The organism is Sphingomonas sp., assembly GCF_036269755.1.
In the GTDB taxonomy this organism is placed as follows: Bacteria; Pseudomonadota; Alphaproteobacteria; order Sphingomonadales; family Sphingomonadaceae; genus Sphingomonas.
Map to the genome: position 1 here is coordinate 186640 of NZ_DATBDV010000023.1, position 12390 is coordinate 199029.

9 protein-coding genes and 1 tRNA gene are annotated in these 12390 nt (G+C 67.2%); 5 read left to right on the plus strand and 5 right to left on the minus strand.

Features of this window, described 5'->3' with window-relative positions; translation table 11 throughout:
• Nucleotides 1-74: 74 nt before the first annotated feature.
• Both VH326_RS15620 and VH326_RS15625 read right to left on the minus strand, forming a co-directional pair.
• On the minus strand, nucleotides 75-704 hold the full coding sequence (locus VH326_RS15620; RefSeq protein WP_329632770.1) for a carboxypeptidase regulatory-like domain-containing protein: 630 nt from the start codon (nucleotides 702-704) through the stop codon (nucleotides 75-77).
• Between the two features lie 38 nt (nucleotides 705-742).
• On the minus strand, nucleotides 743-2011 hold the full coding sequence (locus tag VH326_RS15625; protein WP_329632771.1) for a hypothetical protein: 1269 nt from the start codon (nucleotides 2009-2011) through the stop codon (nucleotides 743-745).
• A 122-nt stretch (nucleotides 2012-2133) separates the two neighbouring features.
• Between VH326_RS15625 and VH326_RS15630 the strand changes: the two genes are divergently transcribed.
• Together VH326_RS15630 and VH326_RS15635 are read left to right on the plus strand one after the other, a co-directional pair.
• Nucleotides 2134-2208 (plus strand) — tRNA-Glu (locus tag VH326_RS15630).
• Between the two features lie 149 nt (nucleotides 2209-2357).
• On the plus strand, nucleotides 2358-3185 hold the full coding sequence (locus VH326_RS15635; RefSeq protein WP_329632772.1) for an oxygenase MpaB family protein: 828 nt from the start codon (nucleotides 2358-2360) through the stop codon (nucleotides 3183-3185).
• Here the strand turns inward: VH326_RS15635 and VH326_RS15640 are convergent.
• A complete protein-coding gene (locus tag VH326_RS15640) occupies nucleotides 3174-4604 on the minus strand; it encodes an amino acid permease (RefSeq protein ID WP_329632773.1) in 1431 nt (476 codons plus the stop codon). The genes VH326_RS15635 and VH326_RS15640 overlap by 12 nt on opposite strands.
• 105 nt (nucleotides 4605-4709) lie before the next feature.
• Between VH326_RS15640 and VH326_RS15645 the strand changes: the two genes are divergently transcribed.
• From VH326_RS15645 to VH326_RS15655, 3 genes are all read left to right on the plus strand, one after another.
• Nucleotides 4710-5864 (plus strand): acyl-CoA dehydrogenase family protein, encoded by a 1155-nt coding sequence (locus VH326_RS15645; RefSeq protein WP_329632774.1) that lies wholly within the window; start codon nucleotides 4710-4712, stop codon nucleotides 5862-5864.
• A gap of 7 nt (nucleotides 5865-5871) precedes the next feature.
• A complete protein-coding gene (locus VH326_RS15650) occupies nucleotides 5872-6285 on the plus strand; it encodes a response regulator transcription factor (RefSeq protein WP_329632775.1) in 414 nt (137 codons plus the stop codon).
• Between the two features lie 90 nt (nucleotides 6286-6375).
• Complete coding sequence (locus tag VH326_RS15655) at nucleotides 6376-6915, plus strand: DUF4199 domain-containing protein (RefSeq protein ID WP_329632776.1); 540 nt, start codon at nucleotides 6376-6378, stop codon at nucleotides 6913-6915.
• Here the strand turns inward: VH326_RS15655 and VH326_RS15660 are convergent.
• Nucleotides 6912-10181 carry a tetratricopeptide repeat protein gene (locus VH326_RS15660; protein WP_329632777.1) on the minus strand — a complete coding sequence of 1090 codons (3270 nt, stop codon included), beginning with the start codon at nucleotides 10179-10181 and terminating at the stop codon, nucleotides 6912-6914. The genes VH326_RS15655 and VH326_RS15660 overlap by 4 nt on opposite strands.
• Nucleotides 10182-10259: 78 nt before the next feature.
• Nucleotides 10260-12335 (minus strand): M13 family metallopeptidase, encoded by a 2076-nt coding sequence (locus VH326_RS15665; RefSeq protein WP_329632778.1) that lies wholly within the window; start codon nucleotides 12333-12335, stop codon nucleotides 10260-10262.
• Nucleotides 12336-12390 lie beyond the last annotated feature (55 nt).

Below are 12390 nucleotides of genomic sequence, written 5' to 3' on the forward strand. Positions count from 1 at the left end.
AATCCTACGCAGAGGATCGTCAACCGCGTCCGGAGGCGGCGGAACTGGGGAAGGCGGATGCGCACGCTCATCGCTCAGTAGGATGACCCGGCCGACGGCGGCGGCGGGCGCAGCGCGGCGGTGAAGGTCTCGCGCGCACCGCCGCCCAGATCGATCTGGCGCGACACCTGGTTGCCCGGGGCGCGGAGATAGGGATGCCATACAGTGATGCTGATCGGCCCAGCCGGCACCCCCGCCAAGTTGACGTTGCCCGCCGCATCGGTCCGCGCGGTGAATACGCTGTCGGTGACGTAGATAAACGCGGTCATCTGATCATGGATATTGCACCCGAGCGAGACCGCGCCTGCGCGATCGAACCGCACCGTGCGGTTCTGCTCGCGCGCATAGAGCTTGAGCTCGAAGCGCTTCGCCGGCGAGAACGAATAGACCTGGTGGCGCACCGAATCGAGGTTCGGAAACGCGACGTCCGCGTCGATCGGCACGACCGAGAGGAATGGCGCGAACTGGATGTTCTGCTGGCGGACGGCATAGCCCGACCCCATGCGTGGGCCGGGCGTGTCGCGCCCGACCAATCGGATCGATACGACGGCATTAACGACGGGTTGGCCGTTGGCGCCGCGCACGGCGACGCTCACGCCCGCGAGCGGCGGTGGCGGAGCCATGCCGAGCAGCAGCAGAACGGACAGGCAGACGACGATGCGCATAACCGCGCGATCCTAGCGCGTGCGCGTAAACAAATGCTTCAAAGATGGACCCTTAGCGCCAGCTGCACCTGCGTCTGGTCCTGGTCGGGCGTCAGGCCGACAGAAGCACGCGCGTCCTTACGGCTGTCGACATGCAGCGCCTCGACCAGCACCGTCCAGGTCTTGCCGATGTCGCGCCGAGCCGCGGCGGTCAGCGCCCAGCCGTTTTCGGACCAGTCACGCCCGAGTTCGGACCCCAGGCTGGTGGTGCTGAACGCCTCGGCGCGGAGCGAGGCGGACCCGCGCCCGAAATTGCGCGTCGTCATCACATAGCCCGACCGGAACCGCGTATCGACCCACAGCCGGTCACCCTCCGGAAAGCCCATCATCGTGCGCCCGCTCATTCCCTGCGCGCGGACTTGCCAATCGCCCAGGCTCAGCACCGTGCCGAGTGTGTCGAACCGGGTGCGCCAGCCCCATTGCAACGTCGGCGTCACCGCTTCGGGATTGCCGCGATTGTCGTAATGCACCGCCTGGAGATCGAGCCACGGCGTCGGCGTCCAGCCGAGCTTGGCGTACCAGCCGGGGCGATTGTCCAACTCGATCGCCGGGCGCGTGCGCGTCGCTTGCACGTCTGCGGCAAAGAAAGGATTGAGCGGGGGCAGCGGCTGTGTCCCGAACGCCACCGCTTTTTCGTCGTGCAGCGCCCAGCCGCGAAACGCGAGCAATGTCCCCGCGGTGTCGTTGAGCCCGAATATCGCAAAGGTGCCGCTCAGTCTTTGCGCGCCGATAGTACGCGTAACGTTCGCCTCGACACCGCCGACCTTGACCTCTTCGCCGATCCAAGAGCCGATCGCCGATGGCGTGATCGTGTCGCGAACGCGCCATTCGGGGCCGGTATGTTCCAGGCTGACGGGTGGCCAGAATAACCCGGCGCGAACGTTGAGCTTGGTGCCGCCGGCGAGCAGCGGCTTGTAGGTCAAATAGGCTTCGGACAAGTCGACGACGTTTTCCTGCCCCTGCTGCGCGATCGCGACGACGGTTCCGCTCAACCCCCACGTGAAGCGCGGCGTCCAAACCACATCGGCCTCGACCGCCTCCGGATCGAGACGAAAGTTGCGAGCGGATGCGGCGTCGAACCGTGTCTTGCCATAGCCGTCGTCGAGCCAGCTGGTTTCGCCGTCGGTCCCAACGATGCGAACGTAGCCGTTTGCCGCGACGGTTTCCGGCGTGAACAGCTCGGTCGCGCTTTGCGCAAGCGCGGGCAGCGGTGACGCGACCAGCGCCACCGCGCCAATCCCGCGCAGCCAATTCCAGCCCCTGAACATCGGATCGATGGGTAGACGGAAATGGTTAACGATCGGTCGCGATCGGCCCCTTCGGCGGCGAGTCTGCTCGCGCCTTGACGCCCCGCCCGCCCCGCCCTAATGCGCCGCGTTCGCGCTTTCGCGGCCCCTTCGTCTAGCGGTTAGGACGCGGCCCTCTCACGGCTGAAACACGGGTTCGATTCCCGTAGGGGTCACCAAAGACTCAAACGCCGCGGGACGGCGTTTGTGCTTCGGTGACGGGAGCGAAGCGACCTCACCACGAGCAGCGGGCGAGACATCGGCACGGCAGCGCAAGCGACCGCACCAAAGTCTTACACCGGCCACCGCCCCGCCCTATCTCCGCTCGATGCTCGGCCTACGCTCCACCATCGCACGCCAGGTCCGCGGTCTCCTCTCGGACCCGGCCAACCCGCCGATCCGGATCGCGCGCGACGGCAGCGGGCTGTTCGCGCCCGATTCGGTCGCCTGGCGAGTCCATATCGACGTGACCAGCATGATGGTCGGCGGGGTCGCCGCGCTGATGCTGCAGATGCTCCATCCGCGCGTGCTGGCGGGGGTGTGGGACCATTCGGGCTTTCGCGACGACATGAAGGCGCGGCTGCGCGGCACCGCGCGGTTCGTCGCGCAGACGACGTTCGAGACTCGCGCATCGGCCGAAGCGCAGATCGCGCGGGTGCGCCACATCCACGACGCGGTATCGGGGACGCTGCCCGACGGCACACCCTATTCGGCGAACGATCCTCGCCTGCTCGCCTGGGTGCATGTCGCGGAGGCGACATGCTTCCTCGACGCGTGGATGCGCTACGGCGAGCCACGGATGAGCGCGGCCGATCAGGATCGTTACTTCGCGGAGATCGCGGTGATCGGGGAGATGCTGGGTGCCGATCCGGTGCCGAGGAGCCACGCAGAGGCGGCGGCGATCATCGCCGACTTCCGTCCGGAACTTCGCGCCGACCAACGCAGCGCCGAGGTGCTTCGCGTGCTGATGGACGAGCCCGCCCCGAGCCTGATGCTGGTGCCGTTTCAGGCGCTGACGATGAACGCCGCGGTCGAATTGCTGCCGGGCTGGGCGCGCGCGATGCACGGCCTCCGCTCACCGCACCCGGTGCGCCCGGCGGTGCGCCTCGGCACGCGCGGGATGGCGGAAACGGTGCGCTGGGCGCTACGCAATTGACGCGCGGCGGCGCGCGTAGAGGAAATAGATCAGCAGCCCGATCGCGTTCCAGATCAGGAACCAGAGCTGCGTGATGCTCTGCAGGCTGGTGAACAGATAGAGGCAGCCGAGGATCGCGATCGGCGCGACGAGCCACACGAGCGGCGTCCGGAACGGCCGCTTGGCGGCTGGGTCGCGGCGCCGCGACACGAGCACACACAGTGCGACTGCGACGAACGCGCAGAGCGTCCCCGCATTGGCGAGGCTGGCGATGACGTCGAGCGGCGTCAGCGCGGCGAGCACCGCCACCACCATCGCCGTCACCGCGGTGATCCGCGCCGGCGTGCCGCGGCTCGACAGCTTGGCCAGCCCCGCGGGCAGGAACCCGTCGCGCGCCATGACCAGGAAGATCCGGCTCTGGCCGTAGAGGAAGCCGAGGATCACCGTCGGCAGCGCGATCGCGGCCGCGGCGGCGACGATCGTCGCCACCCCGCCCTGCCCGATCTCGCGCAGGATCAGCGCGAGCGGCTCCGGGCTATTCGAGAATCTCGAGAAATGGAGCGCGCCGACCGCGGCCGCAGCGACGATCATGTAAATCGCGGTGCACGCCAGCATCGATCCGACGATTCCGATGGCGAGATCGCGTTCGGGTCGTTTGGTCTCCTCCGCCGCGGTCGAGATCGCGTCGAACCCGTAAAAGGCGAAGAAGATGATCGCCGCAGCGCCCATCATGCCATACTTGACGCCGCCGGCACCGGCAGCGCTACCATAGCCGAGCGGCGCGAACGGGTGCAGGTTGGCGGCGTTGAAATGCGGCAACGCGACCGCGACGAACAGCGCCAGCGTGACGATCTTGAGCACCACCAGCGCAGTGTTGATCCGCGCGCTCTCTCGCGTGCCGAGCATCAGCAATCCGGCGACCACCGCGATGATGAACACGGCGGGCAAGTTGACGCCGTATTCGGTCGCGGTGACGGCATGATCGCAAACCCTGCCGGCGAACACCGGGCCGTGCGTCAAGGCGCAAGGCAGGTCGGCTCCCAAGCCGTGCAGGAACCCGACCGCATACCCCGACCAGCCGACCGCAACCGTCGCGACCACCAGCGAATATTCGAGGATCAGCGACCAGCCCACCACCCAGGCGATCACTTCGCCCAGAGTCGCATAGCTATAGGTATAGGCGCTGCCGGAGGCGGGGATCATCGTCGCCATCTCGGCATAGCAGAGCGCCGCCGCCGCGCAGATCGCACCCGCCACGACGAAGCTCAGCAACACCGCCGGCCCTGCCCGGTCGGCGCCGACCCCGATCAGCGTGAGGATGCCCGTGCCGACGATCGCCCCGACCCCGAGCGCGACCAGATGCGGCCACGACAAGGTCCGCGCTAGGCGATGCTCGGGCGGCTGCTCGACGATCGTCTTGCGGCGAAAAAGACCGGCCATGCACACCCTCCCCGTTCGGCCCGAGCTTGTCGAAGGCCTGCTCTTTCTTCAGAGGTTAAATACAAAGTACGGCGCTTCGACAAGCTCGGCGCGAACGGAGTGGATATGGACCAGACGCTAGATTTCGGCCTCGGTGAGAATGCCGACATGATCCGCGATGTGACTCGGCGCTTCGCGAGCGAGCAGATCGCGCCGCTCGCCGCGAAGATCGATGCCGAGGACTGGTTCCCGACCGAGCTGTGGCCGCAAATGGGCGAACTCGGGCTGCACGGCATCACCGTCGGCGAGGAGGATGGCGGGCTCGGGCTCGGCTATCTCGAGCATGTCATCGCGTGCGAGGAAGTCAGCCGTGCGTCGGCGTCGATCGGGCTCAGCTACGGCGCGCACTCCAACCTGTGCGTCAACCAGATCCGCCGCTGGGCCAACGCCCAGCAAAAGGCCAAGTACCTGCCCAAGCTGATCTCCGGCGAGCATGTCGGCAGCCTGGCGATGTCCGAAGCCGGCGCAGGATCGGACGTCGTGGGGATGAAGCTGCGCGCCGACGAGGTGCAGGGCGGCTACGTCCTCAACGGCACCAAATTCTGGATCACCAACGCCGCCTATGCCGACACTTTGGTGGTCTACGCCAAGACCGGCGAAGGCTCGCGCGGGATCACCACCTTCATCATCGAGAAGGACATGCCGGGCTTCTCGATCGGGCAGAAGATCGACAAGATGGGGATGCGCGGCAGCCCCACCGCAGAACTCGTGTTCGACGATTGCGAAGTGCCCGAGGAAAACGTCATGGGCCCGCTTAACGGCGGAGTCGGCGTGCTGATGTCGGGGCTCGATTACGAGCGCACCGTGCTCGCCGGGATCCAGCTCGGTATCATGCAGGCCTGCCTTGACGTGGTCGTCCCGTACGTCCGCGAGCGCAAGCAATTCGGCCAGCCGATCGGCAGTTTCCAGCTGATGCAGGCCAAGGTCGCCGACATGTACGTGGCCCTGCAATCGGCGCGCGCCTACACCTACGCCGTCGCCAGGAATTGCGACGAGGGCAAGACCACGCGGTTCGACGCCGCGGGCGCGATCCTGCTCGCCAGCGAGAGTGCGGTGAAGGTCGCCAACGAAGCGATCCAGGCGCTCGGCGGCGCCGGCTACACCAAGGACTGGCCGGTCGAACGCTACGCGCGCGATGCCAAGTTGCTCGATATCGGCGCGGGGACCAACGAGATTCGCCGTATGCTGATCGGGCGTGAGTTGATTGGGGCGGGATCGTAACACGCCCATGTGGCGGACGGTCCTCGGCTACGGTCTGGCGCTGGCAGCCGCGGCGATAGCGCTCGAACAGCTCAAGTTCCGCTTCGCCGAGACCGCGATTTCGACCGAACTCTATGTCGGCCTGCTCGCGCTCGGCTTTACCGCTCTGGGGCTGTGGGTCGGGCATCGGCTGACCGCTCGAAAGCCGCGTGCGCGGTTCGAGCGCAACGGCGCCGCGATTGCGTCGCTCGGGCTGACGCCGCGCGAATGCCAGATCCTCGATCTGCTCGCCTCGGGCCAGTCGAACAAGGAACTGGCGCGAACGCTCGGCGTGTCGCCCCACACGATCAAGACTCACCTCGCCAGCGTGTTCGCCAAGCTCGAAGTCGACCGACGCGTGAAAGCGATCGAGAAAGCGCGCTTCCTGTCGCTCATCGAATAAGCGGATTCGCGAAAATCACCCGTTCGGGCGATAGTGCAGATCGGGGAAAGCGGCGATGCGGGCGCCGTTCGAAAACATGGGGGAAGCACGATGAATCCGACGCTTCGTTACTCGCTGATCTACGGGTTGCTAGCGGGCGCCGTGCTCGCCGCGTTCGTCGCTGCCGTCGGGCTGCTGCACCACGCGCTCGCCTTCGTCGCCAGCCTGGCGTTCGGCTATGCGGTCATGCTGGTGGCGATGAGCTTCATCTTCGTCGGCGTGAAGCGCTATCGTGACCTCGAGGGCGGCGGCGTGATCCGGTTCTGGCGCGCGTTTGGGCTCGGGCTGCTGATCGCGCTGATCGCCGGCATCGCCTATGCGCTCGTGTGGGAAGCCTATCTCGCCGCGACGCACTATGCGTTCATGGACGAATATATCGCTACCTCGCTCGCCAAGGCGCGTGGGGCGGGCAAGAGCGCGGCCGACATCGCGAAGATGACGGCCGATTTCGACTCGATGCGCGCGATGTACGCCAACCCGCTGTACCGGCTGCCGATGACCTTCATGGAAGTCGCGCCCGTGGGATTGCTCGTCGCGCTTTTCTCGGCGGCGCTGCTGCGCAACCCACGGCTGCTGCCCGCGCGCGGTTAGGGCGTCAGGCCATAGGCCGCATAGGATTCGGCAACTTTCGAATCGAGCATCGTCGCGGCGGCGATGTCGGCCTTGCTCCCGGCCAGGTCGCCGAGCCGCTTGCGCGCGATGCCGCGGCCGTAAAGGCTGCTCGCCATCGTCGGGCGCAGCGCCACCGCGTCGCCGTAATCGGCCGCCGCCTTGTCCCACTCGCCGCGCTGCAGCCGCACCAGCCCGCGGCTGTCGAACGTCGCGGCCTGGCGGCTCCCCGCAATCGACTTGTCGCATTGCGCCAGCGCGGCGTCGAGCTCGACCTTGAGCCAGGCCCGTGCCCAACACGCTTCGTTGAGCGCCGCTGCATCGGTCGGCTTCTTCGCCAGCTGCGCGTCGATCTCGGCGATATAGGCCTTGGCGTCGCCGCCGACGGCGATCGCGCGGTTGCGCTCACTGGTGATCGAATCGGCGCTGTCGGGGTCCTCCGTCAGCGCGGCATCATAGGCCTGCAGCACCGCCGTCCGCGCCGCCGGATCGCCCATCACGCGCTTGAGCGGCGCTAGCGGCAGGTCCGACCACGGCTCGTACTTGATCAGCGCGACCGTGTCCGCCAGCAGCCCCTTGGCATCGGGTTCGAGACCGAAGCGCAGCCGAACGCGATAGGGCGTACCGCTCGCCTTGAGCGCGATCGACTTGTCGGTCTCGGCGATCGCCTCGGTGCGCTTGCCGGTCGCGGCAAGCACGTTGGCGAGCAAGGCATGCGCGGCGGCATCGTCGGGCTTGAGCTTCACCAGCGCGCGCGCGTCGGCGACCGCGTCGTCGCCGCGGCCGCGCTGAAGGTACAATTCGGTCCGGGATGCGCGCGCATCGAGGTCGTCGGGTTTCTTGTCGATCATGATGCCGAGATCGGAGAGCGCGCCGTCGATCTGGCCGAGCTCGGCGCGGACGCCGGCGCGGCGGCGATAGCCCTCTGTCGCCTCGGGCCACAGCAGCACCAGCCGGTCATAGAGGATCAGCGCATCCTCGTCGCGGCCCGCGGCGATCAGCATCTCCGCCTTGCCGGTGATCGCAAGCGGCTCGCGGCGGTCGGCGGCAAGCGCCTGGTCGTAGGCGTCGCTGGCGGCGTCGGTGCGGTCGAGCCCGCGCAACACCTGTCCGCGCATCGCCAGCGTCTTGCCGGTCCTGTCGCCGCCCGCGATCCGGGTGTCGAGCAGCTTGAGCGCCTCGTCGTTCTTGCCCGCCAGTGCGAGCCGAGTCACCTCGGCCAGCCCGGTATCGGGTGCGGCGTCGCCCGGCTTGACCGGCGCGGTGGTCGCGACCTCGCTGGCCGGCGCGCCGAACGTCGGTGGCGCCGTGATGTACAACGCCTTCTTGATCAGGACGTCGGTCTGCTTGTCGGCGGTCTTGGCATCGGCATAGGAAATTTCGCCGGGCCTGCTCCGGGTCGTCGCCGACATCTCGAACTTGCCGTCCTTCAGCGAATAGTCGCGAACGTACCGGACGCCACCATAGCTGCGGTCGAACGCCTCGCCCTCGACCGCGAACCCCTTGCCGCCGTCGGGCAGCAGGATCGTCTCACGCGAGGTGGTGTATCCGCCATCGACCGCCACCGGCGCGGCGTCGGGGTTCTTGTCGCGCTTCGGCGCCAAGTCGCGCCCGAGCAGGGCATTGTCCGCGACGTAGCGCTGGATCGAATCGGCGCCGGTATTGCTCCAGTCCAGCGTTGCGGTGCCGGTGAACGAGAAGACGACTTCGCCGGTCTTGTCGTCGACCCGATAGTCGGCGGTCTTGACGGTGATCCAGCTGTAGCGGTCGCTCCAGATCTTGCGCAGCATCTCGTCGCGGTCGGTCGCCGACATCACGGACAGTCCGATCCGCATCTGGCTGCCCATTTCGCCACGATAGATTATCGATCCGCTCGCCTTGGCAGGCTTGGCGAGCCCGGCGCGCGCGTCGAGATCGAGCCGGTCCTCGCTGTCCGGCACGGCCGGTTCGGTCGCCGCCAGCGCGGTCAGCCCGGTGGCCGCGCTATCGAGCGGAAGCGCCCATTTGAACGCGGGGACCGCGATCGTGTCGACGCCGCGGTCGCCGAGCCGGGTGCCGTCGAGCCAATAGGTCTGGCCGCCGATCGTCGCCTCGACGATGACGTGGTTGAACCGCCCCGGCATCGGCAGCGACTGGTCGAGCCCGTCGCCGTCGGTCGCCGACACCAAAGCGGGCTCCGCGGTCACGTCGAGCGCGCGCAGCATCGCCAGCAGCAGCACGGTCTTGCCCTTGCAATCGCCGCTCTTCGCCGCCCACACCGCATCCGCGCTTTCGGGGACGTAACCGCCCAGCCCGTCGAGACGCGCGAGATAGCGCACCTGCGACTGAACGACGCGCAGCGCTTCGGTCGCGCGCACCTTGGGATCGGGCGACAAGGCCGCGATCCGCTTGACCTCCGCCATCACCGGCGAATCGGCGCCGATCGTCGTCGCCTTGGCGTATAGCGGCCGCATCAGCGCGGCGACCGATCCCCAATCGGCAAAGTCCGCCGCTTGCACCAGCGCACCATTCGAGAACCGGCCCGGCGCGCCCGCCGGCAGTTCGGGCGTGGTCCAGCCGTCGCGAGTCATCGTCATGACCTGAAACCCATCGGCCCTGGCCAGCACGATCGGGGGAAGCTGCGGCCCCGTTTTCCACCGCATCTGCCGGCCGAGCGGCCAGCTATAGCGGACGCTCATGCGATCCATCGCCGGCATCTTGGTCAACGGCAGCATCGCCTCGGCATGGCCCGCGAGCACCGGGTTCGCGAGGTCGATCGAGTAGGCGAATTCGACCTCGTCGCCCACGCGCAGATCGGGGAGCGGCATCACCGCGGTCAAGACTCCGCTGATCGTCATCGCCGATTCGAGTTCGCTTTCGCGGCGCAGGATCTGGAACCCCTTGCCGTCCTTGAGCACGTCGATCGTCTCGGCGCCGCGGTGGATGACGAGTCGATCGACCGTCGCGAGATCGAGCGTCGGCTGCCACGCGAGGCCGACCGTGCCCGCGACTTGCAGCCCTGCGGGCGTGTTCACCCGAATGAGCTGCCGCACGAACTGGTGCATGCCCTTGTCGTCGAACCGCACCTGGAAATCGGCCAGCCGGAAGGTGACCGCCCCGTCCGCCGGCTTGGCGGCGGGTGCGGCGACCGGCACGACCCAGGCCGGCTGCTTGCCGACATGGAGAACGTCGTCGGCATGAGCCGGGACGACGCCGACGATGTCGCCCAATGTCACGCACGCCGCCGCCAGCAACAGCCGGATCTTCACCACAACGCCCCCTATTTCAATCGCTTTCCCCGAAGCTTAGGCGTGTCGGGGCCAAAGGCAAGGCGGGGCGTGCGCTTCTTACCAGACGTGCACGCGATCCTTCGGCGCGAGGTAGCGCTTGTCGCCGGGCTTGATCCCGAACGCGTCGTACCATGCGTCGAGGTTGCGCACCGTCTCGACTCGCCACGGCGCGGGCGCGTGGACGTCGGTGGCGATGCGCGCGCGGAGCGAACGGTCGCGCATCTTGGTCCGCCAGCTCTGCGCGAAGGCGAGGAAGAAGCGCTGGTCGCCGGTCAGCCCGTCGATCACCGGCGCCGGCTTGCCGCCGAGCGAGGCGTGATACGCTTCGTACGACGCGGTCAGCCCGGCGGTGTCGGCGATGTTCTCGCCGAGTTCCTGCTCGCCGTTGAGGTGAAGCCCCGGCAGCGCCTCATAGGCCGAATATTGGTCGGCAAGCGCCTTGCCCGACGCTTCGAACCGCGTGAGGTCGGCGGGCGTCCACCAATTGTGCAGCCGGCCGGTCGAATCGAAATCCGATCCGAGATTGTCGAAGCTATGGCTGATCTCATGCCCGATGACGGCACCGATCGCGCCGTAATTCGCCGCCGCGTCGAAGCTGGGGTCGAAATACGGCGTCTGCAGGATCGCCGCCGGAAAATTGAGCGCGTTCTGCAGCGGCAGATTGACCGCATTGACCGTCTGGGGCGTCATCCACCACTCGCCGCGATCGGGCGCATGGCCGAGCTTGGCGACGTGATAACGATAGTTGGACAGCCGGGCGCGCTGCAGGTTCCCCAACGGGTCGCTGGCGCTGACCGCGAAATAGGGAAAAGCGCGCCACTTGTCGGGATAGCCGACGCCGACCTTGAGCACCGCGAGCTTCTTGCGCGCTTCGACCTTGGTCGCGGGCGCCATCCAGTCGAGCCCGGCGATGCGGCGATCGAACGCGGCGACGATGTTCTTGACCATCGTGTTGATCGCCGCCTTGGACGAAGCCGGGAAATATTTGGCGGCGTAGATGCGCCCGACCGGATCGCCGAGCGCGCCGTTGACCGCGCTGATCGAACGCTTGTCGCGCGGGCGCTGCGCCGGCGTGCCGCTCAATTGCTTGCCATAGAAATCGAACGACGCATCATCGAACGCCTTGGGCAGCACCGAGGTGTTCTGGCTGATCTGGTGGAACGCCAGCCAGTCCTGCCACGTCGCCATCGGCTCGCTCGCGACAAGCGCGGCGAGCTTGGTCGTGGTGCCGGGATTCCAGTTGATGAAGTCCTGCTGCCGGGGCAGTCCCGCCGCGGTCCAGAACGCGTTCCAGTCGATCCCCGGCGCTTTCGCGGCGAAATCGGCGCGCTTCCACGGATTGTCGCCCTTGTGCGCGTCCTGCGCGGTGATGATGTCGGTCTGCGCCGCGGCGATCTTCATCTCGAGCGCAAGTACGCGGTCGGCACGGCCCTGCGGATCGCTCATCCCGGCGAGTTTGAACAGCTTGGCGACGTAATCCTTATAGCCGTCGCGTAGCTCGGCCATCTCCTTCTTGTCGGAGAGGTAGTAATCGCGATCGGGAAGCCCCAGCCCGCCCTGCATCAGATACGGCACGTTGACCGTCGGACGGTTGAGATCCTGGCTGACGAACAGCCCGAACAGGTTGCTGGTCGACGCGTAATTGTTGTTGTTGAACGGGTCGGTATCGGCGCGCATGTTGGCGCCGAGCATCGCCGACAGCTGGCTTTTGGTGCGCAAAGCGGCGATCGACGCGAGCGTCGGCCGCAGCGGCGCGAGGCCGCGTGCCTCGATCCCGGCGGTGTCGTCATACGCCGCGTAATAATCGGCGATGCGCTGCAGGTCGGTGCCCGCCTTGGCGTGCGCGTTGCCGGCATTCTGGATGATATCGGCGTTGCGCGCTTCGGCGACGTTCGACACGTCGAGCCCGACGCCGATCGACGAGCGGTCGGCGGGGATTTCGGCGGTCTTGAGCCACACGCCATTGGCATAGGCATTGAAGTCGTCGCCAGGATTGGCGGTGCGATCGATCAGCGCCTGATCGACCCCCGATTTGGTGCCCATCACGCTCTGGGCAAGCGCCGGCCCCTGCCAGACGGCGACTCCGCCAGCGGTGGTGGCGAGCAGCATGGCGGCAAGGACGGTGCGCTTCATTGGAAAAAGCCCTCTTTCGATATGGTGTATGAGTCGGGGGCTACACCAACGCCGC

Bases quoted from the DNA above. Each gene is read 5' to 3' on its own strand.
- VH326_RS15620 (WP_329632770.1), bottom strand. From the start codon at position 704: ATGCGCATCGTCGTCTGCCTGTCCGTTCTGCTGCTGCTCGGCATGGCT.
- VH326_RS15625 (WP_329632771.1), bottom strand. From the start codon at position 2,011: ATGTTCAGGGGCTGGAATTGGCTGCGCGGGATTGGCGCGGTGGCGCTG.
- VH326_RS15635 (WP_329632772.1), top strand. From the start codon at position 2,358: ATGCTCGGCCTACGCTCCACCATCGCACGCCAGGTCCGCGGTCTCCTC.
- VH326_RS15640 (WP_329632773.1), bottom strand. From the start codon at position 4,604: ATGGCCGGTCTTTTTCGCCGCAAGACGATCGTCGAGCAGCCGCCCGAG.
- VH326_RS15645 (WP_329632774.1), top strand. From the start codon at position 4,710: ATGGACCAGACGCTAGATTTCGGCCTCGGTGAGAATGCCGACATGATC.
- VH326_RS15650 (WP_329632775.1), top strand. From the start codon at position 5,872: ATGTGGCGGACGGTCCTCGGCTACGGTCTGGCGCTGGCAGCCGCGGCG.
- VH326_RS15655 (WP_329632776.1), top strand. From the start codon at position 6,376: ATGAATCCGACGCTTCGTTACTCGCTGATCTACGGGTTGCTAGCGGGC.
- VH326_RS15665 (WP_329632778.1), bottom strand. From the start codon at position 12,335: ATGAAGCGCACCGTCCTTGCCGCCATGCTGCTCGCCACCACCGCTGGC.